Genomic DNA, 25,888 nt, shown 5'->3' on the forward strand with positions numbered 1-25,888 from the left:
GACACAGGTGGCGTCATCGGCGCCACCGGCACTCTTCGCTTTCCTTGGTGAGGCGGGTGGAAGACATGGACATGGCCTCCTACGCCGTGCTGGCCGCGGCGCCCAATGTGTGGGCCACCTTCGGCGCGTTCATGGGCGGACTCGTCATCGTGATCGCTCTGGTGTGGGCGGTCGGCATGGGCATCGGTGTGATGCGCCGCGAGCCGGACCGGCCGACCGAGGCGGAGCAGCCGCACCTGCCGGTCACCGGCGCCGTCCACGAGATCAGTGAGATGCGGGAGCTGGACGAGCTCCACCCGGACGACGGGGAGCGACTCATGCCCTATGAGCTGCACGCCACCGGAACCCGTCGCAGCCAGGACCAGCACCGGCGGCGCTGGTACCCGGGCAGCAGCGGATCCTTCGGCGGCGGCGGCCCCGGCCGGACCTGACCCGGCCCCGTGCCGCACCCGTCAAGGGGACGGGCCTTCAGGGGCCCGCCCCCGCCCCATGTCGGGACCGGGGCGCCGGGGGCTGCGTGCGGGACGTGGCGCGGATCGCGTGGCCCTGCCGGTGTCGCGGGCGCGATGCTGGGTAGGCGTCGGTGTCGAAAGGCGCCACGGGGCCTGGGAACCGTCCGGTCGGGCGGGCCCGCGCGCCGGGCTCACAGCTTGCGCACGGTGCGGTTACGGGGGACGGGGGGTGTCGCGTGCGGATGTCGCACGTCACAAGGTGCTCGGACTCTTCCCGCAACGGCCCGCGCGATCTTGGCCGAGAGCGGACAGCTCCTGCCAGACCCGAAGGGTATTCGGCGTTTTGATACGGATAGATTCAGTCACCAAGCGGTATCCGGACGGCACGCTGGCGGTCGACCGGCTCTCGCTCGAGATACCGGACCGCTCGATCACCGTCCTCGTCGGACCGTCGGGATGTGGCAAGACCACCACTCTGCGCATGATCAACCGGATGGTGGAGCCGACCGGGGGCACCATCCTCCTCGACGGCGTCGACATCCAGGACCAGCCCGTCAACACGCTGCGCCGGTCGATGGGGTACGTCATCCAGAACGCGGGGCTCTTCCAGCACCGCACCATCGTCGACAACATCGCGACCGTGCCCCGCCTGCTCGGCTGGGGCAGACAGAAGGCCCGGGCGCGGGCGGCGGAGCTGATGGAGCGGGTCGGCCTCGACGCCTCGCTCGCCAAGCGCTACCCGTACCAGCTCTCCGGCGGCCAGCAGCAGCGCGTCGGTGTGGCGCGGGCGCTCGCCGCCGACCCGCCGGTGCTGCTGATGGACGAGCCGTTCTCCGCCGTGGACCCGGTGGTGCGCAAGGGCCTCCAGGACGAACTGCTGCGCATCCAGGACGAGCTGGGCAAGACCATCGTCTTCGTCACGCACGACATCGACGAGGCCGTGAAGATCGGGACGATGGTCGCGGTCCTGCGCACCGGCGGCCGGCTCGCCCAGTACGCGCCGCCCGCCGAACTGCTCTCCGCGCCCGCGGACGCCTTCGTCGAGGACTTCCTCGGCATCGACCGCGGCATCCGCCGGCTGTCGTTCTTCGCCTCCGGGGGACTGGAGCTGACGAAGACCCCGATCGTCACCGCCGACTCCACCGCCGAGCAGATCGCCGCCCGCGCCACCCCCGGTGTGCCCTACCTCCTCGTCACCGACGCCGACGGCAGGCCCCTCGGCTGGAGCGAGCCCGCCGCGCCGGCCGACGGCCCCCTCGACGTGGCACGGCTTCTGTCCCACGGGCGGCCCTTCGAATACGGCACCGATTCGCTGCGCGCCGCCCTCGACGGTGCCGTGCTCTCGCCGACGGGCTGGGCGGTCGCCGTGGACGGCGCCGGCCGCGCGGTCGGCGTCGTCTCGCAGCAGACCATCGGCGAGGCGATCCGCAGTGCCCACGCCGAGGGGCGTACCGGTGCGCGGTCCGCCGCGGGGACCGCGGCGGAGGCCGGCGCCGGAGCAGAGGCCGGCGCCGAGGCCGGGGTCGCCGGATGAACCGATTCTTCGACATTCCGAGCGACCTCCAGCACACCTGGCTCGGCCTGATCGGGCTGCATCTGCGCGAGGCCCTGCTGCCGGTGCTGGCCGGTCTTCTCGCCGCCCTGCCGCTCGCCCAGCTCTGCGTGCGGTTCCGCTGGCTGTACCCGCCGGTGCTCGGCCTGACGACCGTGCTGTACGCGATCCCGTCGCTGGCGTTCTTCGTCGTCCTCATCGACTACACCGGCCAGACCGAGCTGACCGTGATGATCCCGCTCGCCGTCTACAGCCTCGTCGTGCTCGTCCCGGCGATCGTCGACGGCGTCCGTTCGGTGCCGCAGGAGACCCTGGCCGCGGCCACCGCCATGGGCCTGGGACCCGTACGCCGCTATCTCCAGGTGCAGTTGCCGATCGCGGTGCCCGCCATCATCGCCGGGCTACGGGTGGCCGCCGTCTCCAGCATCTCGCTCGTCAGCGTCGGGATGCTGATCGGCAACCAGGGCGCCCTGGGCAATCTGCTGCACGACGCGCAGATCTACAACCGGCCCGAACTCGCCTGGAACTCCGTCCTCACCACGGCGGCCCTGGCGGTCGTCGTCGACGGTGTCCTCGTCCTCGTCCGCCTGCTGCTGACCCCCTGGATGCCGCGCGGCACCCGCCATCGCACCCCGACGGACGCCGGGGACCGCCCCGAACCGGCCACGCCCGCACTGGAGGACGCAGCCCGGTGAACGTACTGCACTTCATCAACGCCTTCTTCAGCGACGCCGCCCACTGGAAGGGCTACGACGGCATCCCCACGCGCCTCGTCGAGCACATCCAGTACTCCCTGATGGCCCTGGGCCTGGCCGCCGTCATCGGACTGCCGGTCGGCCTGATCACCGGGCACTACGGGCGCGGCGGCAACGCCCTCGCCCTGATCGCCACCGCCGGGCGGGCGCTGCCCAGCTTCGGCCTGCTGGTACTGATGGTCATCCTGCTCGGCTTCGGCAAGACACCCGTGATGATCCCGCTGGTCGTCCTCGCCGTCCCGCCGATCCTGATCACGAGCTACGAGGCGATGCGCTCCGTCGACCCCTCGCCGGTGGACGCCGCCCGCGGCATGGGCATGTCCGAGTCGCGCGTCCTCTTCCAGGTCGAACTGCCCGTCGCCCTCCCGCTGATCCTCAGCGGACTGCGCTCGGCGGCCATCCAGATCGTCTCCACCGCCACCATCGCCGCGTACGTCAGCCTCGGCGGCCTCGGCCGGTACATCGTCGACGGTCTCTACCAGCACGACTACGAGAAGGTCGTGGGCGGTGCCGCGCTGGTCGCCGTGATGGCGCTGGCGACGCTCGCGGTGTTCTGGGCGGTCGCGCGGGTGACGGTGTCGCCCGGGGTGCGCCATGGCGGCTGACGCCCATCGAGGCCGATCGGTGACCCGGCGCCTCTTGACTGATGAAGAAGCGGCTGGATTGGATCAAAGCGCGGCAATCGCGCCCCGCGTGCTGCCGCCGCTGCCATGCGCCCGAACAACCTCTCAGCCGGGAACGGGAATTGTGACTTCCAACACGAAGAGCACCAGATCCAGCAAGAGCCACCTCGGGGCGGTCGCGGTCGCGCTCGCCGCCGCCTCGGCGCTCCTCGCGGGGTGTTCGTCCGGCGGCTCCTCCGGCAAGGACCCGCTCGCGGAGGGCAGGGCGAGCGGCGGCACGGTCGTCGTCGGCTCCAACAACTTCGCCGAGAGCATCCTGATCGCCGACATCTACGGCGAGGCCCTGAAGGCCAAGGGCATCAAGGTCGAGTACAAGCCCAACATCGGCAGCCGGGAGGCCACCTACGGTCTGCTCAAGAACGGCTCGATCACCGTGCTGCCCGAGTACAACGGGGCGCTGCTGGCCTACCTCGACTCCAAGGCCGCCCCGGAGTCGGTCGAGGCGACGACGGCCGCCATCGGCGCCAAGCTGGACTCCGGTCTCACCCTGCTCGAGCCGGCGCCCGCCGAGGACAAGGACTCCGTGACCGTCAACGCCGCGACGGCGAAGAAGTACGGGCTCACCGACAAGTCGTCCATCGCGGATCTCAAGGACGCCGCCAGGGACCTGGTCATCGGCGGCTCGCCGGAGTTCCAGGCCCGGCAGCAGGGTCTGAAGGGCCTGAAGTCCGAGTACGGGCTGGAGTTCAAGTCCTTCAAGGCGCTGGACGCGGGCGGCCCGCTGACCCAGGCGGCGCTGAAGAAGGACACCGTGCAGGTCGCCGACCTGTTCACCACGGATCCGACCATCGCCAAGGAGAAGTTCGTCGTTCTCCAGGACCCGAAGAACCTCTTCGGCTTCGAGAACGTGCAGCCGCTGGTCTACAAGTCCGGCCTCGACCAGAAGGGCGTCGACGCGCTCAACGCCGTCTCCGCCAAGCTGGACACGGCCGCCCTGCTGGACATGGACACCCAGGTGCAGTCGCAGAACAAGGACCCGCTCGACGTGGCCAAGGCCTGGCTGAAGTCCGCGGGTCTCGACTGATCGACGCCGGTGGGACACGGGCCCGCGGGGCCGTGAACCGCCCGCTCGCCGGGTGCCGGACGGACGACCGTCCGGCACCCGGCGAGGCAGGAGCCGTGAGCCGCGAGGACCCGTCGGCTCAGAGGTCGAACTCGTGCGGCGGCAGGCCCAGGGCGAAGCAGGCCTCGCGCACCATGGCCTGCTCGGTCTTGTCGAAGTCGCCGTCCGCGCCGCCGATGACGATGCCGATCTGGACCACGGCACGCGCCTCGGCGGGCTTCTTCTTCGCCTTGGCGATCTCCTGCAACACGCTGACCTTGCCGAAGTCGAAGTCGGCGGTCAGCTTGTTCAGGTTCTCCTCGAAGCGGCGGCGCAGGTCGTCCGCGGGGAAGTTCTGCAGTACCTCGTTGGTGGCGATCAGCTGCGCGACACGCTGACGCTCCGAAGGGTCGACGGTGCCGTCGGCGGCGGCCACGAGGGCGCACATCGCCATGCTCGCGTCCCGGAAGGCACCGCTCTTCAGGTCGTTCTTCTTCGCCACGAGCTGGGTCTGCATCTGCGTCGCGGAGTCCTTGATGCGGTCCCACAGGGCCATGTGCTCTCCAAATGTGGTGTCGGGTGGACTGACACGTCCGTGCTGCATCTACAGCAACGTAGAAACTGACGGGGCGACGGATAAGTTCCGGCGGACGCCGTCGCGGCGGGCTCCGGCGGGCTCCGGAGGGTTCCCGGCGGGCTCCGGCGGGTTCGTTCCGGACCGGGCCGCCTAGACTGGGGCGGCCCGTACCGGGCGTGCGGGCGTGCGCGGGAAGAGCGCGCGCGAACAGTCTGCGCGACCAGCGTGTGCGATCAGCGCGCGCGAACAGGAGGAAGACGACCGTGGCGGCAGCCGGCAGTGGCTTCGAGGATCCGCCCGCCGACGTGCTCGCGGAGGCGGCCGCGGCCTTCGGGCTGCTCGCCTCGCCCGCCCGGCTGCACATCGTGTGGGCCCTGGCCCAGGGCGAGAGCGACGTCACCGGGCTCGCGGAGCGGGTCGGCGGCGCGCTGCCCGCGGTCAGCCAGCACCTGACCAAGTTGAAGCTCGCCGGGCTCGTCCGCTCCCGCCGCGAGGGCAGGCGGCAGGTCTACTTCGTCGACGACCCCGACGTGGTCGACGTGGTACGGCTCACGGTGGCCCGGCTCACCGACCGGGGCGCCGCCGTCGGCGCCCCGGCGCACCGCCTCCGTGGCCTCTGAGCTCGCGGCGGCCCGCCCGGCCTCGCCCGACGGAACACCCCTCCAGGTACTGCGGCGGCTCGACAGCGGCCCGCGCGGGCTGACCGACGCCGAGGCGGAGGCCCGGCTCGCGGCGGTCGGCGAGAACACGGTTCCCGAGGTGCGCACCCCGTCCTGGCCCCTGCGGTGGATGCGCTCCCTGCGGGACCCGTTCACGGCCGTCCTGCTCTGCCTCGGCCTCGTCTCCACCCTCGTCGCCTCCTGGGGAACCGCCGCGGTGATCCTCAGCCTGGTCGCGGTCAGCTGTGTGCTGCGCGCGACCGGCGAGCACCGGGCCGACCGGTCCATGGCCGCCCTGCGCGAACTGGTGGCCGGCACCGCCACCGTGCTGCGGCGCACAGCCGGCGGGGAAGAGCCGCGTCCCCGGGAGGTCCCGGTCACCGAGCTGGTGCCGGGGGACGTGCTCCGGCTCGGCCCCGGCGACCTCGTACCGGCCGACGTACGACTGCTGCGCGCCCGCGGGCTCACCGTGCACGAGGCCGCGCTCACCGGCGAGTCCGCCCCGGTCGCCAAGGCGGCCGTGGAGGAGCCGGGGCTCGGCGAGCGGGGCCCGTTCGGGCAGCCGCACCTGTGCTTCCAGGGCAGCAGCGTCGCCACCGGCACGGCCACCGCCGTGGTGGTGGAGACGGGGGAGCGGACGCGGTTCGCCGCCGCCCACGGCACGGCGGGCCTCGGGCGCGCGGGCCGGACGGGCCCCAGCGCCTTCGACCGCTCCGTGCGGGGCATCTCCTGGGTGCTCATCCGGTTCATGCTGCTGACACCGCCGCTGGTGCTGATGACCAACGCGGCGCTGCGCGGGCGCGGTCTTGAGACCCTGCCCTTCGCCGTGGCGGTGGCCGTCGGGCTCACCCCCGAGATGCTGCCCGTGATCGTCACACTGTGCCTGGCCCGCGGCACCCGGCAGCTCGCGGGGGCGCACGGCGTCATCGTCAAGCGGCTGCCCGCCCTGCACGACCTGGGCGCCGTCGACGTGCTCTGCGTCGACAAGACCGGCACCCTCACCCAGGACCGGCCCGTCGTCGAACGGGCCCTGGACGCCGACGGCCGCGACGACCCCGAGGTGCTGCGCTGGGCCGCGGTAGGCGCCTGGTGGAACCTCCAGCTCGCCGAACTGCCCGCGCCTGACGCGCTCGACGAGGCGCTCCTGGAGGCCGCCGGAGCGGTCGGCGAGGAGCACGACGGGATCGCCGCCGTCCCCTTCGACCCGGTGCGGCGCCTGGCCACCGCCGTGGTGCGGGGCCGGTTCGGCCGGCACGTCCTCCTCGTCCGGGGCGCCGTGGAGGACGTACTGGAGCGCTGCGCGCTGGAGCCCGCCGAGCGCGAGCGGCTGCGCCGGCTCGCCGCGCGGGAGGCGGACGCCGGGCTGCGGCTGCTGGCCCTCGCCACGGCCGACCGCGCCGCCCGCACCGGCGACTACACCCCCGCCGACGAGCGCGGACTGACCTTCCGGGGCCTGATCGCCTTCCGCGACGAACTCGCGCCGACCGCGGCCGAGGCCCTGCGCGGGCTCGCCGAGGCCGGTGTCACCGTCAAGATCCTCACCGGCGACCACCCCGGGACGGCGGCGCGCGTCTGCCGTGACCTGGGGATCGACGTGGGGGAGGTGCACACCGTGGGCCCGGGGCCCGGCGGGGACGGCGCCCTCGCGGCCGCCGCCCGTACCACCGTCTTCGCCCGCTGCACACCGGACGACAAGGCCAGGGTCGTCGCCGCGCTGCGGGCCGCGGGACACACCGTCGGCTTCCTCGGCGACGGCGCCAACGACGTGCCCGCGCTGCGGACCGCCGACGTCGGCGTCGCGCCCCGGGCGGCCTGCGGCATCGCCCGGGGGAGCGCCGACGTGGTGCTCGCCGACAAGGACCTCACCGCGATCGGCCACGCCGTGACGGCCGGCCGGCGGGCCAGCGGCAACATCGCCTCCTACCTGCGCGTCACGCTCTCCTCCAACCTCGGCAACGTGATAGCGATGCTCGTCGCGGGCCTGCTGCTGCCCTTCCTGCCGATGCTTCCGGTGCAGGTGCTCGTGCAGAACCTCTGCTTCGACGCGGCCCAGTCGTCCTTCGCCCACGACCGTCCGGGAAGGGCGGCGCTGCGCCGCCCGACCGTGCTGCGGCCGCGCGCCTTCCTGCGGTTCATCACCGGGTTCGGCGCGCTCAACGCGGTCGCGGACTTCGCCACCTTCGCCGTCCTCGCCCTCGTCCTGTGGGGGCCCGACGCGCTGAACGACGAGGCCGTCTTCCACTCGGCCTGGTTCACCGAGAACCTGCTGACCCAGGCCCTGGTGATGGTGCTCCTGCGCACCGGCCGGGGCGAGGGCGGCCGGCGACGGCTGCCCGGACCCGTGGGCCGGGCAGCGGCCGTCCTCGCCCTCGTCGGGCTGCTGCTCCCGGCCAGTCCGCTGGGCCCGCCGCTGGGCATGACGGGACTTCCGCTGCCCTACTACCTCCTGCTCGCCGTCGTCCTCGTTCCGTACGGGCTCGCCCTCGCGGTGGCGGTCCGACGGTACGAGCGGCGGGTGCCGGACGCCGACGCGCCCGGCACCGAGACCCCGGTGACCGAGGAGGGCGCGTCCGCCCGCGTCAACTGACCACGGGCGCGGGCGGTTTCAGCGGCTCCGCAGCCGCAGGGCCAGCGCGACGCCCGCGGTGAGCACCAGCACCGCGGCGGCGCCGGCCGCCAGCAGGGGCGCGGAGGGACCCCGGCCGGTGTCGGTCGCGGACGCCACCGGGCTGCTGTCGGGAGCGGCCGAACGCGCCTGGGCGGCGGCGGAGTCGGGGGTCTGCCGCGCCGGAGCCGTCGTGTGGGACTCGTGCGAATGGCTCGCGCTCGGGCTCCGGGTGTCCGGCTTCGGCGTGCCGGTGGCCGGGCTCCCGGCCGAGAGGCCGGAGTCACCCTGCCCGGCCGGTCCGGCCGTTCCGCTTGTACCGCCCGAACCGCCCGTGCCGGCCGTCGCGTTCGTCGCCTTCGCGAACACCACGTCCGAGCACGAGTAGTAGGTGTCCGGGGTGCTGCTGTTCTGCCAGACGGTGAACAGGACATGGCGGCCCGTCCGGTCGGCCGGCAGGGTCGCGCCGATGCGGTACGCGCCGCCTGTCAACGGCGGGTCCTTGACCTCGGCGAAGGGGCGCTCGGGCAGGTCCGACCAGGTCAGCGGCTTCGTCGGGTCGTAGCCCGGCCTGGTCAGATAGAGCCTGAACGTGCCCTCGTGCGGGATCGTCGAGGCGTACGACATGGCGAGCCTCGCGCCCGGCGTCAGACGGGTCGACGGCCAGTCGGTGCGGGCGAGGTCGAGCCCCTTGTACGCGGGCAGTCCTCCGCTGCAGAGCTTTCCGTCGGGGACGACCTGGCGGTCCCGGCCGCCCACGTTCGCCACCCGCAGGTTGTCCCACGCGGTGAAGGGGGCTCCGCCGTTCGCGGCGACGGCCGCCCGGCAGGCCGCCGTACCGGCCCAACCGCCGTCCGGCGAGCAGGCGTACACCCGGCTGACCGGGTCGGTCGGGGCGCCGTGCGCCCAGGCGGGCCCCGCCGCCCACAACGTGAGCAGGGCCGACACCGCCACGGCGGCTGCGGTGCCCCTGAGGGGCGCGGTCGTCCGGGTCATCGGGAGGCGTCTCCTGGCCGGCGGGAAAACGGACTGCTGTCCGGTCCAGTACGGGCGGCGGGCGCGGAGCGTTCAAGCGGGTTTCCCGAGCGCGGCCGGTGACGTCAGGGGCCCAAGGGGCCCTGGTGGACGCCTCGTAGCCGTGAGCTATCGTGTACGCGGAGTGAGAAACAAACGGTCCGCCCCGTTCGTTACGGCCCCGGGAGTGTTCTGTCCATGCCGAGGCAGTTACGTGCTGAACAGACCCGCGCGACGATCATCACAGCCGCCGCAGACCTGTTCGACCGGCACGGCTACGAACGGACCAGCCTGAGCGACATCGTCGCACACGCACACGTCACCAAGGGCGCGCTGTACTTCCACTTCGCGGCCAAGGAGGATCTGGCCCACGCCATCCTGGAGTTGCAGTCCCGGGCCGCCCAGCGGGTGACCAACCGCGTGGACGAGCAGGGCTACTCGTCGCTCGAGGCCCTCATACGCATCACCTACGCGCTCACCCGCCTCACCGTGGAGGGTCCCGTCACCCGCGCCGGCCTGCGACTGGCCACCGGGGGGATCGACGTACGGCCGCCGCTGCGGCACCCGTTCACCGAATGGCTGGACATCGCCACCGGCAAACTCCTCGGCGCCGTCAAGGAGTACGAGATCCAGCAGGACGTCGACGTCCACGCCGTCGCGCACTCCCTCGTCTGCTTCTTCGTCGGCACCCGCGTCGCCGGCCGGCGCCTGGAATCCATGGCGCGGCTTCCCCGCCGCACGACCGAGATGTGGCACCTGCTGATCCGCGGCCTGGTGCCGGTGCACCGGCGCCCCCGCTATCTGAGCCTCGCCACCCGCCTGGAGCGGGAGATCGTCGTCCTGTGACCCGCCGGGTACGGTGAGGCGCATGCCCGCCAACCCGTCCGCGCCCGTCATTCTCGGCAACGAACCCGGTTCCTTCCCGCGCAGCGTGCTGACCGAACGGCACCCGGCCATCATCCGGCAGGTGCGCGACGCCTTCCCCTACGGCCCCGAGCAGCACCGCGCCCTGGACGCGCTCTTGGAGAGCTGCGCCGAGGGCGTGATCGAGGACCTTCCCGCCGCCGCGCCCGACCGGGACCGCTGGCGGTCCTGGGGCCTGGAACGGTACGCCGGGTACTCCTGGTTCGACGTGCCGTGGCTGTGGTCCGAGAGCTACTTCTACCGCCGGCTCCTCGAAGCCGTCGGCTACTTCGGGCCCGGCCCCTGGCAGGGCATCGACCCCTTCCGCCCGTCCAAGCTCGCCGAACTCGACTCCCGGGAGACCGACGAGGAACTGGCGGCGCTCGACGAACTGGCGAGCAAACCGGCGGCGCAGCGCGCGGACGCCCTGCTGCACGGCTCCCTCTGGGGCAACCGCGCCGACCTCGGCTTCCGGCTGTCGGCGGGCGGCGCCGAGGCCGGACCGCCCGTCCCCGCCCTGGTCGCCGACGACAGCGCTGCCCTCTGGTCGCTGCTGCCGGCCTCCGGCACCGGCACGCTCTGCCTGGTCGCCGACAACGCCGGCCGCGAACTCGTCCCCGACCTCCTCCTCGTCGCCCACCTCCTCGCCCACGGCCGCGTCCGGCGGGCGGTCCTGCACGTCAAGCCGTACCCGTACTACGTCTCCGACGCCACCACCGCCGACGTCGTCGACGCCGTACGCCGGCTGACGGCGGCCCCCGGCGCGGCCGCGGACCACGGGCGCCGTCTGTGGTCCGCGATGGCCGACGGCCGGCTCACGGTCCGGGCGCATCCCTTCTCCTGCTCCCCGCTGCCGTACGCCGACATGCCCGCGGACCTGCGCGAGGAGTTCGCCGCGGCGGCGCTGACCGTGTTCAAGGGCGACCTCAACTACCGGCGGCTGGTGGGCGACCGGCTGTGGCCCCCGACCACGCCGTTCGCGGACACCACCGGCTTCTTCCCCGGACCCGTCGCCGCCCTGCGCACCCTGAAGTCCGACGTGATCACCGGTCTGGAGGCGGAGACCGTGGCCGCGCTGGACGCCGCCGAGGGCGGGCGCTGGCGCGTCGCCGGCACGCACGCCCTGATCCAGGTCAGGACCTGACCCACGGGACCGCCCCACCCTCGCGACCACCCGGTTCACGTGCGAATTCACGCGATGGAGTGATCGCGTTGGTGCGTACGGATGGTGCCGGAGTGTCGCGGGTAGGGCCCGGCCATGACGCAGCAGCCCTTCGAACTCCCGCACTTCTACATGCCGTATCCCGCGCGGCTCAACCCGAACGTCGACGAGGCACGCGCCCACTCGACGCAATGGGCGCGCGACATGGGCATGCTGGAGGGCTCCGGGATCTGGGAGCAGTCCGACCTCGACGCGCACGACTACGGACTGCTCTGCGCCTACACCCACCCCGACTGCGACGGACCGGCCCTGTCGCTCATCACCGACTGGTACGTGTGGGTCTTCTTCTTCGACGACCACTTCCTGGAGACCTTCAAGCGCAGCCAGGACCGCGGGGGCGGCAAGGCCTACCTGGACCGGCTTCCCCTGTTCATGCCCCTCGACCCCGAAACCCCCGTCCCCGAGCCCCGCAACCCGGTCGAGGCCGGCCTCGCCGACCTGTGGGCGCGTACGGTGCCGTCGATGTCGGCCGACTGGCGCCGCCGGTTCGCGGTGGCCACCGAGCACCTGCTGAACGAGTCCATGTGGGAGCTGTCGAACATCAACGAGGGGCGGATCGCCAACCCCGTCGAGTACATCGAGATGCGCCGCAAGGTCGGCGGCGCGCCCTGGTCGGCGGGGCTGGTGGAGTACGCGACCGCCGAAGTGCCCGCCTCCGTCGCCGAGGCCCGGCCGCTGAGGGTGCTGATGGAGACGTTCTCCGACGCCGTGCACCTGCGCAACGACCTGTTCTCCTACCAGCGGGAGGTCGAGGACGAGGGGGAGTTGAGCAACGGCGTCCTGGTCCTGGAGACCTTCTTCGGATGCACCACCCAGGAGGCCGCCGACTCCGTCAACGACGTCCTCACCTCCCGGCTGCACCAGTTCGAGCACACCGCGCTCACCGAAGTGCCCGCGTTGGCCCTGGAGAACGGCCTCACCCCGGCCGAGACCGCGGCGGTGGCGGCGTACGCCAAGGGGCTGCAGGACTGGCAGTCCGGCGGCCACGAGTGGCACACGCGCTCCAGCCGGTACATGAACGAGCGGGCCCGGCCCACCAACCCCTGGCAGCGGCCCGCGGGCCCCGGCACCTCGGCGGCCGACGTGGGCGCGCTGCTCGCGGCCGCCGGGATGGAAAGGCTGCGCGCGTACACGCACGTGCCGTACGAGAAGGTCGGCCCGTCCCGCATCCCCGACCTCCACATGCCCTACCCGCTGGGGCTGAGCCCCCATCTGGACCGCTCCCGGGGAACGCTCGTCGACTGGTGCCACCGCATGGGCATCCTCGAAGAGGGCGTGTGGGACGAGGACAAGCTCGCCGCCTACGATCTGGCGCTGTGCTCGGCCGGAATCGACCCGGACGCCACGCCCGAGGCGCTCGACCTGAGCGCCCAGTGGCTCGCCTTCGGCACCTACGGCGACGACTACTACCCGCTGGTCTACGGTCAGCGCCGCGATCTGGTCGCCGCGAAGGCGACCACGGCCCGCCTGTCGGCCTGCATGCCCGTGGAGGAGGAGGCAGCGCCCGTCCCGCTCAACGCCATGGAGCGGAGCCTGACCGACCTGTGGGCGCGCACCACCGCGGAGATGACCCCCGACCAGCGGCGCACCCTGAAGCACGCGATCGACTCCATGACCGAGAGCTGGGTGTGGGAGCTGTCCAACCAGATCCAGAACCGCGTCCCCGACCCGGTCGACTACCTGGAGATGCGGCGCGCCACCTTCGGCTCCGACCTCACCCTGAGCCTGTGCCGGATGGGATACGGCCCGGCCATCCCCGCGGAGGTCTACCGCAGCGGCCCGGTCCGCTCCCTGGAGAACGCGGCGGTCGACTACGCCTGCCTGCTCAACGACGTCTTCTCGTACCAGAAGGAGATCGAGTACGAGGGCGAGATCCACAACGCGATCCTGGTCGTGCAGCACTTCTTCGGCATCGACTACCCGGCCGCACTCAAGGTCGTGCAGGACCTGATCAACCAGCGCATGCGGCAGTTCGAGCATGTCGTCGGCCACGAACTGCCCGTGGTCTATGACGACTTCGGGCTGTCCGAGGAGGCGCGGGCGGCCATGATCGGCTATGTAGCCGACCTGCAGAACTGGATGGCGGGCATCCTCAACTGGCACCGGAACGTCGACCGCTACAAGGCCGAGTGGCTGGGCAGCCGGGCCCACGCCTTCCTGCCGGACCGCGCGCCGGCCTCCGCCCTCCCCGTGGGCTGACCGGAGGCGGTCGATGGAGTCCAGGGAACAGACGGCGTTGCGTCCCAAGCCGATGCCCGGACAGGAGCCCGGCGGCGAGCCCGGGCCGGTACGGCGGCCGCCCGCCCCGCGCCGCCGCCGTGGCCGCCGCCTGGCGGCCCTGGCGTGCGGGGTGCTCGCCGGGATCGCCCTGATCCTGTCCGGCGTCGGCCTCGCCACGGTGGCCGGCATGACCCGGCAGGCCCCCACCGAGCCGCGGCCGCAGGCGGGTGCGCAGGCGCGCGCGGCTCCGACGCCCGCCGCCGCACCCGCGCCCGTGCCGGTGCGCCCGACCCTCGGCCTGGAGGTGGTGGACGACGACACACCCGGAGCCCGGGTGGTCGGCGTCCACGTCCCGGGCCCCGGCTACACGGCGGGCCTGGTCCGCGGCGACGTACTGCTCACCTTCGCCGGAACCCGCCTGGCCACGGCGACGGACCTGGCCCGCGCCGTCGCCGCCTCCGACCCGGGCCGGGCAGTCCCCCTCACGGTCCGCCACGCCACCGGCACCTACCAACAGCTGACGGTCACCCCGGGCATCGTCACCTGAAGCCGGTCACGCGGACCTGCCCCCTGCCCCGACCCGCGCCCCGCCGGCAGGAGGGCGCGACCGGGGGCGGGATTCGCAACCGGCTCGCGTCGGGGGGCGGGGACGGGCAGGATGCTGCCCGTAGTGGTTCTCACCGTTTCAGCCGTGTACGGAGGCCCGGATGACCGGCATCGCGCTCGCGCCCTTCAGCGCCGACGACTACAGGGTCCGGCTGGAACGCGCCGCCCGGGCGGCGGCCGAGGCCGGGCTGGCCGGACTGCTGGTGGCGCCCGGGCCGGACCTGGTGTGGCTGACCGGGTACGCGCCCACCGCCGTCACCGAACGGCTCACCCTGCTCGTCCTGGCCGCCGGACGCGAAGGCGTCGAGCCTGTTCTCGTAGTGCCCACCCTGGAGGCCCCGGACGCCGCCAAGGCGTCCGGCGCGTCCGCCCTGGCCCTGCGGGACTGGACCGACGGCACCGACCCCTACGCCGTCACCGCGGCCCTCCTCGACGAGAGCGGCCGGTTCGGCATCAGCGACAACACCTGGGCCATGCACCTGCTCGCCCTGCAACAGGCGCTGCCGGGAACCTCGTACGCCTCCCTCACCGAGGCCCTGCCCATGCTGCGCGCGGTGAAGGACGCCGCCGAGGTGGAACTGCTCGCGGCAGCGGGGGCGGCCGCCGACGCCGCGTTCGAGGAGATCCGCGCCGTGCGCTTCTCCGGCCGCCGCGAGTCCGAGGTCGCCGCCGACCTCGCCGGCCTGCTGCGGCGCTTCGGACACTCCCAGGTCGACTTCACCATCGTCGGCTCAGGACCCAACGGCGCCAACCCGCACCACGAGGTGGGCGACCGCGTCATCGAAAGCGGTGACATGGTCGTCCTCGACTTCGGCGGCCTCAAGGACGGCTACGGCTCCGACACCACCCGCACCGTGCACGTCGGCGAGCCGACCGACGAGGAGCGGCGGGTGCACGACATCGTCCGCGAGGCCCAGGAGGCCGGCTTCCGGGCCGTACGCCCCGGCGTCTCCTGCCAGGAGGTCGACCGCGCCGCCCGCGCGGTCATCACCCGGGCCGGGTACGGCGAGTTCTTCATCCACCGCACCGGCCACGGCATCGGCGTCACCACGCACGAGCCGCCGTACATGATCGAGGGCGAGGAGCAGCCCCTCGTGCCCGGCATGTGCTTCTCCGTGGAGCCCGGCATCTACCTGCCCGGCCGCTTCGGGGTGCGCATCGAGGACATCGTCACCGTGACCGAGGACGGGGGCCGCCGCCTCAACGACACGACCCGGGAGATGGTCATAGTGGACTGACCACCGGCAGTCCCCACCCCGCAACCGCAACGACACGGCGCGACGATGACCCAGGCACCGACACCCACCGCGGACACCGTCCGCAGACTGGTCCGCACCCTGCTCAAGGACGGCCAGGACACCGCCCCCGGACCCGAGATCCGGCCCGTCGCCGAGGGCGGCGAGCACTCCACCTGGTGGGTCGGCGCCCGCCATGTGCTGCGCCTGGCCCCTGACCGTGAGGCCGCCGCGCGCCAGCGCCGCGAACTGCGCCTGCGCGAAGTGGTCCGCCCGCACCTTCCGGTCGCGGTCCCCGTCAGCGTCGCGCACGGCGAGTGGGCACCCGGGCTGACGTACACGCTGGACACCCGGATCAGCGGCGGCACGGCCGGCGAGCACGACGTCTCCGCCGTCGGCGAGGACGACCTGGCCGGGCTGTTCAGCGGGCTGCGCGAGGTCCCCGCCCGGCAGGCCCGGAACCTCGGCGTACCGCGCACCGCGCCGCGCTCCCTGGAGGCGCTGCGCCGCATGGCCGTGCGCGCCGCCGAACGCCTCGGCGCCGCCGACGAGTTCGACCCCGCGCGGATGGCCCAGCTCGCCGCGCCCGCCGCGGCCCAGCTCGCCGCCCAGCCCGGTACCGCCGTGCTCGTCCACCACGATCTCAAGGGCGAGCACCTGGTGGTGAGCGCCGACGGCCGGGTGCGCGGGGTCCTCGACTGGACCGGTGCCGTGGTCGGCGACCCCGCCGAGGACATCGCCGGCGTCGCCGTCGCCGTCGGTTCCCCCGCCGCGGTGCGCGCCGCCACCCTCGCCGGCTACAGCGCCCGGCCCTGCCTGCGCGGCCTGTGGCTGGCCCGGTGCGACACCGTGATCCGCCTCGCAGCGCGCCTCGAAGGGCGCGGCGACGCCCCGCTGCCGCTCCTCAGGGCCCAGCTGCGCCACGCCTGGGAGGCGATCCTGCTGGAGCGGGTGACGGAGTTCCGGGAGGACACCGGGGACACCGGGGACCCGGGCGACATCGGCGACACGGGGGCCACCGGGGAATAGCGGCCGTCCGGCGCGGCGCGTCGCTGTGCCCTGCTCAGTGCTGCACCAGCACCGCGCACGACTCCGCGGGCACGTGCAGCACCCCGTCCGCCCCGGGGGCCGTGACCGGCTCCCAGGCGGCCAGCACCTCGACGGGGCGGTTGCCGAGGGGGATCTCCGCCGGCGTCTCGGCGAGATTGAGCGCCACCAGCACGTCCCCGCGCCGGAAGGCGAACCAGCGGGCCTCCTCGTCGTAGGCCACCTTGGTGTCGGCGAGATCGGGGTCGGTGAGGTCGGGCTGCTCCTGCCGCAGCGCGGTCAGCCGGCGGTACCAGGCCAGCACGCGCGCGTGCGGCTCGCGTCCCGGCTCGGACCAGTCCAGGCAGGAGCGGTCGCGGGTCGCCGGGTCCTGCGGGTCGGGCACGTCCGCCTCCGCCCAGCCGTGCTCGGCGAACTCCCGCCGCCGGCCCCGGCGCACCGCCTCCGCGAGTTCCGGGTCGGTGTGGTCGGTGAAGTACTGCCACGGCGTGCCGGCCGCCCACTCCTCGCCCATGAACAGCATCGGCGTGAACGGCGCGGTCAGCGTCAGCGTGGCCGCGCAGGCCAGCAGCCCGGGGGAGCCGGCGAGCAGCATGGACAGGCGGTCGCCCCGGGCGCGGTTGCCGATCTGGTCGTGGGTCTGGCTGTAGCCGAGCAGCCGGTGCCCGGCCACCCGGGTGCGGTCCAGCGGGCGGCCGTGGTGGCGCCCCCGGAAGCCGGAGTACGTACCGTCGTGGAAGTAGCCGCCGGTGAGCGTCTTGGCGACCGCCGCGAGCGGGGCCCGCCCGAAGTCGGCGTAGTAGCCCTGGGCCTCGCCGGTGAGCGCCGAGTGCAGCGCGTGGTGGAAGTCGTCGTTCCACTGGGCGTCGAGGCCGAGGCCGCCCTCCGCGCGCGGGGTGATGAGCCGCGGGTCGTTCAGGTCCGACTCCGCGATCAGGAACGGACGGCGGCCCAGGTCGGCGGAGAGCGCGTGCACGGCCGTCGACAGTTCCTCCAGGAAGTGGCACGCGCGCGTGTCCACGAGCGCGTGCACCGCGTCCAGGCGCAGACCGTCGATCCGGTAGTCGCGCAGCCAGGCGAGCGCGCTGCCGACCAGGAACCGGCGCACCTCGTCCGAGCCGGGCGCGTCCAGGTTGACGGCGGCGCCCCAGGGGGTGTGGTGGGTGTCGGTGAAGTAGGGCCCGAACCGCGGCAGATGGTTGCCCGACGGGCCCAGGTGGTTGTGCACCACGTCCAGGACCACGCCGAGGCCCAGCTCGTGGGCCCGGTCGACGAAGCGCTTCAGGCCCTCGGGGCCGCCGTACGGCTCGTGCACCGCCCACAGCGACACCCCGTCGTAGCCCCAGCCGTGCCGGCCGGGGAAGGGGCACACCGGCATCAACTCCACGTGGGTGACGCCCAGTTCCACCAGGTGCGGCAACCGCTCGGCGGCCGCGTCGAAGGTGCCCTCGGGCGTGTACGTGCCGATGTGCAACTCGTACATGACCGCGCCGGGCAGCGGGCGCCCGGCCCGGTCGGCGGAGCGCCACGCGTACCGCGTGTGCTCGACGACCGCGCTCAGCCCGTCCGGTCCGTCCGGCTGCCGGGGCGAGCGCGGATCGGGCAGCACCGGGCCGTCGTCCAGCGCGAATCCGTACCGCGAGCCGTCGCGCGCGTCGGCCTCACCCGTCCACCACCCCTCCCGCTCCGGATCGCGCTCCAACACGCGCGTGGCGCCGTCGCACTGGAGCGTCACACGGCCGGCCTGTGGTGCCCACACCTCGAACTGCACGGACGGTTCCCCTTCGTTCGCTCACCGTGACGTCGCCGTCCATGGTGCGCCACAAGAGATCGATCCGCTTTTGAATCCCCCTTTTGCGGCGGGTGTCGCCGGGTCCGCGGGCCTGGTGTGCCTCTTCGTGATGGCTGGACACGGGGGGATCGGCTGACCGACAATCAGCAACGTGACGTCGCCCTCTGAGTCCCACGCGTTCCCCGCGCGGCTGTCCGACGCGGAGCGCGACAAGGCGCTGAAGGTGCTCCGTGACGGCGTCGCGATGGGCCGGCTGTCCCACGACACGTTCGTACGGCGGATGGAGCTGGCCCTGGCCGCCCGCCGGCCGGACGAACTCGCCGTGCTCACCTCCGACCTGCGCGCCGAGGGGCGCGTGTCCCGGCTGGTGTTCGGCACGGTCGAGGCGGTGTCCGGCTTCGGCGTACGGGTGCGGCGGGCCTGGCAGGCCGAGCGGCTGCCCAAGCTGCTGCTGCCGCACGCCGGGAGCGGTCACCCGTTGCGCATAGGGCGCGATCCGGCGTGCGGTCTGCGGCTGTCCCACGAGACGGTCTCCCGGGTGCACGCCGAGCTGCGGCACCAGGGCGGGATGTGGGTGCTGCGGGACCTCGGCTCGACCAACGGCACGACCGTCAACGGGCGGCGCGTGGTCGGCGCGGCCGTCGTGCGCGCGGGGGACCAGGTGGGATTCGGGCAGGTGGCGTACCGGCTCTCCGCGAACTGAGCGGCGCACGCGGCGGGCCTCACACGCGCGTGTATGTGCTCACGATCGGGTGAGCCGGGGTGGGGCGTGCGGGCGGCCGTGCCGATACACCGGGCATGACCCACCTCACCAAGGCGGCCACGACCCGCCTGCGGCACGGCCTGACGGCCGCGGTCGCCCTCCTGCTCGCCGGCGCCGCCCCGGCCTCGGCCACCCACCGGCCCGCCGCCCAGTCCGACTGGCTCTACCTCACGGTCGCCCACGGCGACGCCCGCGCCGGGGACGCCCGCGGTGTCCTGCTCCTGTGCGACCCGCCCCAGGGCCACGCCCACGCGGCCGACGCCTGCGCGCAGCTCCGCTCGTCCGGCGGCGACATCCACGCCATCCCGCACAAGGACGCTCTCTGCCCGATGATCTACGCCCCCGTCACGGCCCACGCCCGCGGCCAGTGGCAGGGCCGCCCGGTCGACTACACGGAGAGCTTCTCCAACACCTGCGAAATGGGCGCCAGGACAGGCGACGTCTTCGACGTCACCCCCTGACACCACGCCCCGGGCGCGGTGGGGTTCAGGGGTTTCAAGCGGGTGGGGTGCCGGCCTGGTGGGCCGTGGTGAGGACTGTGTGGCTCTGGTGTTCGATCTGGTGTTCCAGGGGGACCCAGCGGGCGTGGAAGCGGTGGGCGAAGGACTCGCTCCAGGTGGTCACCAGGTGCTCCAGGTCCGGGGCCGCGCGGTCGTCGGTCTCGCGCAGGGTGCGCAGGAGCATCGCCGCGGCCCGCAGTGGCAGGCGGCGGCCGAAGGCGTCCACGCTGCCGACGTACGCCATCGTGGTGTCCGCGGGCGGCGTGTGGAGCCAGTCCGAGGCCAGCCCCGGCACCAGGCTCAGCCCCCACTTCGCCGCCCGCAGCAGCGGCCCGTCGGCCCCGTGCAGTCGCGGCAGCGCGTCGGCGAGCACCAGCTCCACCTCCCGCGCGTCCCGCAGCAGCCGGTGCGCCAGCCGCCGTATCGCCGCCGCCGGGGCGGGATGCGGCGCGGGGTCGTCCACGAGGTCGCTCGCCCACATCGGCACCTCCACGACCGCGGTCATGCCGCCGTACCGGTGCGGATGGAACCAGGTGCTGTGCCGCGCGTCGTCCGGCATGCTCGGATACGCCGGGTCCGCGCCCGCCCCCGGCATCACCCGCACCCCGGGCCCGGACACCGGCCAGCCCGCCGCGTCCGAGGCGCCCGTGTCCACCGGTATGTGCAGCCGCGCCGCCGACTTGCCGAACGGCTCGGCGAGCCCGGGCACGTCGCGGGTCAACTGCACCCAGCTTCCGCCCAGGTCGGTGCCGTGCAGCGTCACCTGGAGGTAGGGCCGCAGCTCGTCGATCACGCCGGTCAGGGCACGCGTCTCGGGCGGCAGCCGGTCGGGCGGCAGCACGGAGGGCGACCACTCCGGCTGCTCGGGCCCGGCGGGCCGGAAGAAGCCGAGGTGGTAGTCGAGCAGACTGCGCGGGGCCGGAGTCACGTGCAGACTCGCGCCGTCCGGGTCCGCGCACAGCAGGAAGTGCCAGGAGGTGTCCGCCCGCAACCGCTCCTCGTGCAGCACACGGCGTGCGACGGCGAGGAGGGTGGAGCCACCGGTGGGCTCGTTGGCGTGGGCGCCCGCGACCACCAGCACCGCCCGCCGGGCGTGCCCGACGGACAGCAGGTGCAGCGGTCGTCCCGCGCTTGAGTGGCCGACCTGCCTCAGCACGCACCGGTCCGGCCGGGACGCGGCCAACGCCTGGGCGGAGGTCACCAGTTCGGCAACACTGGGGTAGCGCAACTCCGGCAGGAGACTCACCCCCGACCTGTCCTCCCGGCTTCGCATTCCGCAGTACCCCACGGACGCCGGGTCCTGTCAAGCGCGCTCCAGCAGTGCGACCGGCAGCCGCTCGTAGAGTTCCGCCACGCGCACGTGTCCCTCGAACTCCCGTCCAGGGGTCAGCGTGTCGGCCCACCGGCCGGGCGGCAGCGGCAGCCGGGTGTCCCGCCAGCCGCCTTCCTCCGCCAGCCGCAGCGACAGCCGGGTCACGGCCGTGACCACCTCCCCGGAGCGCTCGAACGCCGCGCAGTGGGCCGCCGCCGGCCCCTCGGCGAGCAGTGGCGCGTACGTCGCCGCCGCACCGAAGACCTCCGGCCGCCGGGCGCGCAGCCGCAGCGCCGCCATCGTCACCGCCCCCTTGTCACCGGCGTCGGCGGGCGGGAACCGCGCCGGGCGGCGGTTGTCCGGGTCGACCAGGGCCCGGTACTCGGCCTCCGTGCCCTGGTACACGTCGGGCACGCCGGGCATCGTCAGATGCACCAGGGCCGTGCCCAGGACGTTCGCCCGGATGTGCGGCTGGAGCGCGGTGCGCAGCGCGGTCACCGGCCCGGCGGGAGCTCCGCACGGCCCCTCGGTGACGAAGCGGGCCACCGCCTCCTCGTAGTCGGGTCGCTGCTCGGTCCAGCTCGTGCGCAGGCCCGCCTCCCGCACATGCTTCAGCAGGGCCTGCCGCACGCGTTCCCCGTCCGCGGGGCCGAGGCCGAACACCGTCTGCCAGGCCGCCCACGCCAGTTGCCGGTCCGGCACGCCCTCGCCGCCGCCGGTCACCACGTCCAGCAGGTCGGCCCAGACCCGCGGGCACTCGGTGAGCACGGCCAGCGCCGCCCGTACGTCGGCGCTGCGCTTGGTGTCGTGCGTGGAGATCACCGTGCCGGTGGCCGGCCAGTCGTGCTGCACCCGGGCGCAGTACGAGTGGAAGTCCTCCGGGGGCACCGCCGGGTGGCCGGGGTCGCCGCCCACCTCGTTGGCCGACAGAAGCGGCACGTACCGGTAATAGGCCGTGTCCTCGACGGACTTGGCGCGCAGCGCGGAGGCGGCCTGCGCGAACCGGGTGCGGAACTCCAGGGCGCCGGGCCCGGATCCGGCCCGCCCGACGACCAGGTCGCGCACCACGTCGACGGCCTCACCCTCCTCCGGCACCGTGAAGGCGAGCCGGGCCTGCGCGGCGGCCTCCTCCGTGACCACGGACGCCGGGTCCACGGAGGTGTAGGGCCGGTAGACCCGGAGGCGGACCAGCAGTTCCCGCAGCGCGGTGCGCAGCGCCCAGGGCGCGCGGTCGCGCAGCTCCGGGTCCGGCGAGGTGGCGCACACCCGGCTCGCCACCCGGGTCAGCCGCTCCGTCTCGGCGGCCAGCTCGTGTGTGATCACCGTGTACGCCGCCCGCCGTACGGTCGCCTCCCAGTCCCCGCCCTCGTCGTCGCGCGGAGCGGCGAACCGCCGGTACCGCTCGGCCAGCTCGTCCGCTCCGGCCGGGTCGGTGAACAGGCCGTCGACGTGCCGCAGGGCGTCGTAGCCGGTGGTGCCGGCGACCGGCCAGGAGGCCGGCAGGTTCTCGCCGTCGGACAGGATCTTCTCGACGACCGTCCAGCGCCCGCCGGTCGCCTCGTGCAGCCGGCGGAGGTAGGCGTCGGGGTCGGCGAGCCCGTCGGGGTGGTCGACGCGCAGCCCGTCGACCACGCCCTCCGCCAGCAGCTGGAGGATCTTGGCGTGCGTCGCCCGGAACACCTCCGGGTCCTCCACCCGCACCCCGATCAGCTCCGAGATGCTGAAGAAGCGCCGGTAGTTCAGCTCCGTACGGGCCAGCCGCCACCACACCGGCCGGTACCACTGCGCGTCCAGCAGTTCGGGCAGGGGCAGCCCGCCGGTGCCCTCGCGCAGCGGGAAGGCGTGGTCGTGGTAGCGCAGGACGTCGCCGTCCGCCTTCAGCGCGCCGGCCTCCCGGCCGACCGGGTGGCCGAGCACAGGCAGCAGCACCTTGCCGTCCTGGGCCTCCCAGTCGATGTCGAACCAGCGCGCGTACGGCGACGAGGGCCCCTCCCGCAGCACCTCCCACAGGGCGTGGTTGTGCCGCGGGGCCATGGCCATGTGGTTCGGCACGATGTCCACCACCAGGCCGAGCCCGTGCTCCCGGGCGGTGCGCGAAAGCCCCCGCAGGCCCTCCTCACCGCCGAGTTCGTCGCGCACCCGCGTGGGGTCCACGACGTCGTAGCCGTGCGCGGAGCCCGGCACGGCCTGAAGGACGGGCGACAGATGCAGGTGCGAGACGCCGAGCGAGGCCAGATACGGCACGGCCCGCTCCGCGGCCGCGAACGGGAACTCGGGCTGGAGCTGGAGCCGGTAGGTGGACGTCGGCACGACGGGCTCGGGACGCTCGGATGTCTCGGGTGTCATGGAGAGCTACGTACCCGCCCGGCCGCCTTTGGTGTCACCCACCCGCCATGTGCCCGGCACCCCACCCGGCCGGGCCCCTGCTCTCGCCCGGCTGGACGAGCGCCACGGGGGCTCCCGGCCCGGGCACCGCGCCGGCGCCTCGCCCGGCAGCGCCACGGCGGCTCCGCGCCCGGCCGGGCGAGCGCCACGCCGGGCTCCCGGCCGTGGGTGCCACCCGGGCTCACAGCCCAGGGGCGCACAACGCCGCTTCTTCGTCCGGGAGGGCGGGCGCCGCACCGGCACTTCCCCCGCCCGGGGGCGCTGCGCCGGCTCCCCGCCCGGGACAGTGGGCGCCCCACCAGGCGTGTCGTCCCGACCCCCGCCCCGGGGAGCGCCACCCCGGGCTTCCGGTCCAGGGAGCGTCACACCGGTCGTCGCAGGACCGTCAGGCTGCGGTCCGGCAGGGTGAGCTGGTCTCCGGCGCGCACCGTGGGGCCGGTGCCCGGTGGGACCGGGTCCGTGCGGGCGGTGTCCACCACCACCTGCCACTGGCGCCCGTGATCGACCGGCACGGCGAAGTCGAGCGGCTTCGGCGCGGCGTTGAACATCAGCAGGAAGGAGTCGTCGGTGATTCGCTCCCCGCGCGTGCCGGGCTCCGAGATCGCGTTGCCGTTGAGGAACACCGTCAGCGCGGAGGCCCGCGCCGAGTCCCAGTCCTGCTGGGTCATCTCCCGGCCCTCGGGGGTGAACCAGGCGATGTCGGACAGCGCGTCGTGCGTGCCCTCCACCGGCCGTCCGTGGAAGAAGCGGCGCCGCCGGAAGACCGGGTGGTCCTTGCGCAGCGCCGCCATCGCCCGGACGAAGTCCAGGAGCTCGGCGTCCGGCTCGCCGGGCTCGGGCCAGCGCACCCAGGACAGCTCGTTGTCCTGGCAGTAGGCGTTGTTGTTGCCCCGCTGCGTGCGCGCGAACTCGTCACCGTGACTGATCATGGGCACGCCCTGGGACAGCATCAGCGTCGCGACGAAGTTCCGCGTCTGCCGCGCCCGGAGCCGGAGCACCTCGGGGTCGTCGCTCTCACCCTCGGCGCCGCAGTTCCAGGACCGGTTGTGGTTCTCGCCGTCCCGGTTGTCCTCGCCGTTGGCCTGGTTGTGCTTGTCGTTGTACGAGACCAGGTCGCGCAGGGTGAAGCCGTCGTGGCAGGTGACGAAGTTGATCGAGGCCAGCGGGCGGCGGCCGTCGTCCTGATAGAGGTCGGAGGAGCCGGTCAGCCGGGAGGCGAACTCGGCGAGCGCCCGGGGCTCGCCGCGCCACAGGTCCCGCACGGTGTCGCGGTACTTGCCGTTCCACTCGGTCCACAGCGGCGGGAAGTTCCCCACCTGGTAGCCGCCCTCGCCGACGTCCCAGGGCTCGGCGATCAGCTTCACCTGGGAGACCACCGGGTCCTGCTGCACCAGGTCGAAGAACGACGACAGCCGGTCCACCTCGTGGAACTGCCGTGCCAGGGTCGCCGCCAGGTCGAAGCGGAAGCCGTCGACGTGCATCTCGGTGACCCAGTAGCGCAGCGAGTCCATGATCATCTGGAGCACGTGCGGTGACCGCATGAGCAGGGAGTTCCCGGTGCCGGTGGTGTCCATGTAGTAGCGCGGGTCGTCGGTGAGCCGGTAGTAGCACGGGTTGTCGATGCCCTTGAAGGACAGCGTCGGACCCAGGTGGTTGCCCTCGGCGGTGTGGTTGTAGACCACGTCGAGGATGACCTCGATGCCGGCCTCGTGCAGCGCCCGGACCGCCGACTTGAACTCCAGGACCTGCTGGCCGCGGTCGCCCCAGGAGGCGTAGGCGTTGTGCGGGGCGAAGAAGCCGATCGTGTTGTAGCCCCAGTAGTTGTTGAGTTCCAGGTCGACCAGGCGGTGGTCGTTCACGAACTGGTGTACGGGCATCAGCTCGAGCGCGGTGACGCCGAGTTCGGTCAGATGGTCGATGAGTGCCGGGTGGGCGAGCCCCGCGTAGGTGCCGCGCAACTCCTCGGGCAGCCCCGGGTGCCGCATGGTGAGGCCCTTGACGTGGGCCTCGTAGATCACCGTCTCGTGGTAGCCGCGGCGCGGCAGCCGGTCGTCGCCCCAGTCGAAGTACGGGTTGACCACGACGGACGTCATGGTGTGCGGCGCAGAGTCCAGGTCGTTGCGCCGGCCGGGGTCGTCGAAGTGGTAGCCGTACACCTCCTCCCCCCAGCGGATCGAGCCGCTGATCGCACGCGCGTACGGGTCGAGAAGCAGCTTCGCCGAGTTGCAGAGCAGCCCGCGCTCCGGGACGTACGGTCCGTGCACCCGGAACCCGTACCGCTGTCCCGGCATCACACCGGGCACGTACGCGTGCCGGACGAACGCGTCGCTCTCCCGCAGTTCCACCGCCGTCTCCGAGCCGTCGTCGTGCAGCAGACACAGCTCTGCTCGGTCCGCGGCCTCCGTGAAGACCGCGAAGTTGGTGCCGGCGCCGTCGTACGTGGCGCCGAGTGGGTACGCCTCTCCAGGCCAGACCTGCATGGACAAGACTCTTTCAGGTGTGGGACGCCGCGGGTGGCGGCTTGGCACCGAGTCTCCACAAAAGTCGGGGAAGCACCTGTGACG

The 25,888-nt window shown here is 73.4% G+C and carries 21 protein-coding genes; 15 read left to right on the forward strand and 6 right to left on the reverse strand.

Features of this window, described 5'->3' with window-relative positions:
• Window positions 1-65: 65 nt before the first annotated feature.
• From OIE49_RS27880 to OIE49_RS27900, 5 genes are all read left to right on the forward strand, one after another.
• On the forward strand, window positions 66-431 hold the full coding sequence (locus OIE49_RS27880) for a DUF6479 family protein (RefSeq protein WP_326806343.1): 366 nt from the start codon (window positions 66-68) through the stop codon (window positions 429-431).
• 364 nt (window positions 432-795) lie between these two features.
• Window positions 796-1,986 carry an ABC transporter ATP-binding protein gene (locus OIE49_RS27885; RefSeq protein ID WP_326804665.1) on the forward strand — a complete coding sequence of 397 codons (1,191 nt, stop codon included), beginning with the start codon at window positions 796-798 and terminating at the stop codon, window positions 1,984-1,986.
• Window positions 1,983-2,699 (forward strand): ABC transporter permease, encoded by a 717-nt coding sequence (locus tag OIE49_RS27890; protein WP_326804666.1) that lies wholly within the window; start codon window positions 1,983-1,985, stop codon window positions 2,697-2,699. Before OIE49_RS27885 ends, OIE49_RS27890 begins: the two co-directional genes overlap by 4 nt.
• Window positions 2,696-3,364: an ABC transporter permease gene (locus OIE49_RS27895; RefSeq protein WP_326804667.1), complete on the forward strand. Its 669-nt coding sequence runs from the start codon at window positions 2,696-2,698 to the stop codon at window positions 3,362-3,364. Before OIE49_RS27890 ends, OIE49_RS27895 begins: the two co-directional genes overlap by 4 nt.
• A gap of 142 nt (window positions 3,365-3,506) precedes the next feature.
• Window positions 3,507-4,466 (forward strand): ABC transporter substrate-binding protein, encoded by a 960-nt coding sequence (locus tag OIE49_RS27900; RefSeq protein WP_326804668.1) that lies wholly within the window; start codon window positions 3,507-3,509, stop codon window positions 4,464-4,466.
• Window positions 4,467-4,584: 118 nt separating this feature from the next.
• Here the strand turns inward: OIE49_RS27900 and OIE49_RS27905 are convergent, their stop codons facing one another.
• Window positions 4,585-5,040 carry a tellurite resistance TerB family protein gene (locus tag OIE49_RS27905; RefSeq protein ID WP_100566385.1) on the reverse strand — a complete coding sequence of 152 codons (456 nt, stop codon included), beginning with the start codon at window positions 5,038-5,040 and terminating at the stop codon, window positions 4,585-4,587.
• A gap of 284 nt (window positions 5,041-5,324) precedes the next feature.
• Here OIE49_RS27905 and OIE49_RS27910 point away from each other — a divergent pair, with 284 nt between their 5' ends.
• Window positions 5,325-5,681 (forward strand): ArsR/SmtB family transcription factor, encoded by a 357-nt coding sequence (locus OIE49_RS27910; RefSeq protein ID WP_100566386.1) that lies wholly within the window; start codon window positions 5,325-5,327, stop codon window positions 5,679-5,681.
• Complete coding sequence (mgtA, locus tag OIE49_RS27915) at window positions 5,671-8,307, forward strand: magnesium-translocating P-type ATPase (RefSeq protein ID WP_326804669.1); 2,637 nt, start codon at window positions 5,671-5,673, stop codon at window positions 8,305-8,307. The genes OIE49_RS27910 and mgtA overlap by 11 nt, the downstream gene beginning before the upstream one ends.
• Window positions 8,308-8,325: 18 nt before the next feature.
• Here mgtA and OIE49_RS27920 read toward each other — a convergent pair whose 3' ends face one another.
• Window positions 8,326-9,321, reverse strand: a complete 996-nt coding sequence (locus OIE49_RS27920) for a lytic polysaccharide monooxygenase auxiliary activity family 9 protein (protein WP_326804670.1) — start codon at window positions 9,319-9,321, stop codon at window positions 8,326-8,328.
• Between the two features lie 216 nt (window positions 9,322-9,537).
• On the opposite strand from OIE49_RS27920, the gene OIE49_RS27925 reads away from it, so the two are divergent.
• The 6 genes from OIE49_RS27925 to OIE49_RS27950 all read left to right on the forward strand — a co-directional run bounded on the left by OIE49_RS27925 (window position 9,538) and on the right by OIE49_RS27950 (window position 16,554).
• Entirely contained in the window at window positions 9,538-10,185 is a 648-nt protein-coding gene (locus OIE49_RS27925; RefSeq protein ID WP_326804671.1) for a ScbR family autoregulator-binding transcription factor, read from the forward strand.
• Between the two features lie 22 nt (window positions 10,186-10,207).
• Window positions 10,208-11,386, forward strand: a complete 1,179-nt coding sequence (locus OIE49_RS27930) for a damage-control phosphatase ARMT1 family protein (RefSeq protein WP_326804672.1) — start codon at window positions 10,208-10,210, stop codon at window positions 11,384-11,386.
• 114 nt (window positions 11,387-11,500) lie between these two features.
• On the forward strand, window positions 11,501-13,663 hold the full coding sequence (cyc2, locus tag OIE49_RS27935; RefSeq protein ID WP_326804673.1) for a germacradienol/geosmin synthase Cyc2: 2,163 nt from the start codon (window positions 11,501-11,503) through the stop codon (window positions 13,661-13,663).
• A 13-nt stretch (window positions 13,664-13,676) separates the two neighbouring features.
• Complete coding sequence (locus OIE49_RS27940) at window positions 13,677-14,231, forward strand: PDZ domain-containing protein (protein ID WP_326804674.1); 555 nt, start codon at window positions 13,677-13,679, stop codon at window positions 14,229-14,231.
• 160 nt (window positions 14,232-14,391) lie between these two features.
• A complete protein-coding gene (locus OIE49_RS27945) occupies window positions 14,392-15,528 on the forward strand; it encodes an aminopeptidase P family protein (protein WP_326804675.1) in 1,137 nt (378 codons plus the stop codon).
• A 45-nt stretch (window positions 15,529-15,573) separates the two neighbouring features.
• On the forward strand, window positions 15,574-16,554 hold the full coding sequence (locus tag OIE49_RS27950; RefSeq protein WP_326804676.1) for an aminoglycoside phosphotransferase family protein: 981 nt from the start codon (window positions 15,574-15,576) through the stop codon (window positions 16,552-16,554).
• A 34-nt stretch (window positions 16,555-16,588) separates the two neighbouring features.
• On the opposite strand, the gene treZ is transcribed toward OIE49_RS27950, so the two are convergent.
• On the reverse strand, window positions 16,589-18,343 hold the full coding sequence (gene treZ, locus OIE49_RS27955; RefSeq protein ID WP_326804677.1) for a malto-oligosyltrehalose trehalohydrolase: 1,755 nt from the start codon (window positions 18,341-18,343) through the stop codon (window positions 16,589-16,591).
• 172 nt (window positions 18,344-18,515) lie between these two features.
• Between treZ and OIE49_RS27960 the strand changes: the two genes are divergently transcribed.
• Window positions 18,516-19,067 (forward strand): DUF1707 and FHA domain-containing protein, encoded by a 552-nt coding sequence (locus OIE49_RS27960; protein WP_326804678.1) that lies wholly within the window; start codon window positions 18,516-18,518, stop codon window positions 19,065-19,067.
• A 95-nt stretch (window positions 19,068-19,162) separates the two neighbouring features.
• Complete coding sequence (locus OIE49_RS27965) at window positions 19,163-19,588, forward strand: SSI family serine proteinase inhibitor (RefSeq protein WP_326804679.1); 426 nt, start codon at window positions 19,163-19,165, stop codon at window positions 19,586-19,588.
• A 34-nt stretch (window positions 19,589-19,622) separates the two neighbouring features.
• Here OIE49_RS27965 and OIE49_RS27970 read toward each other — a convergent pair whose 3' ends face one another.
• From OIE49_RS27970 to glgX, 3 genes are all read right to left on the reverse strand, one after another.
• On the reverse strand, window positions 19,623-20,873 hold the full coding sequence (locus OIE49_RS27970; protein WP_326804680.1) for a M14 family zinc carboxypeptidase: 1,251 nt from the start codon (window positions 20,871-20,873) through the stop codon (window positions 19,623-19,625).
• 57 nt (window positions 20,874-20,930) lie between these two features.
• On the reverse strand, window positions 20,931-23,285 hold the full coding sequence (gene treY, locus OIE49_RS27975) for a malto-oligosyltrehalose synthase (protein WP_326804681.1): 2,355 nt from the start codon (window positions 23,283-23,285) through the stop codon (window positions 20,931-20,933).
• A gap of 401 nt (window positions 23,286-23,686) precedes the next feature.
• Window positions 23,687-25,804, reverse strand: coding sequence for a glycogen debranching protein GlgX (gene glgX / locus OIE49_RS27980; protein ID WP_326804682.1), 2,118 nt, complete (start codon window positions 25,802-25,804; stop codon window positions 23,687-23,689).
• Between the last annotated feature and the right edge of the window lie 84 nt (window positions 25,805-25,888).

Origin of the sequence: Streptomyces sp. NBC_01788 (assembly GCF_035917575.1) — a bacterium.
Lineage (GTDB): Bacteria > Actinomycetota > Actinomycetes > Streptomycetales > Streptomycetaceae > Streptomyces.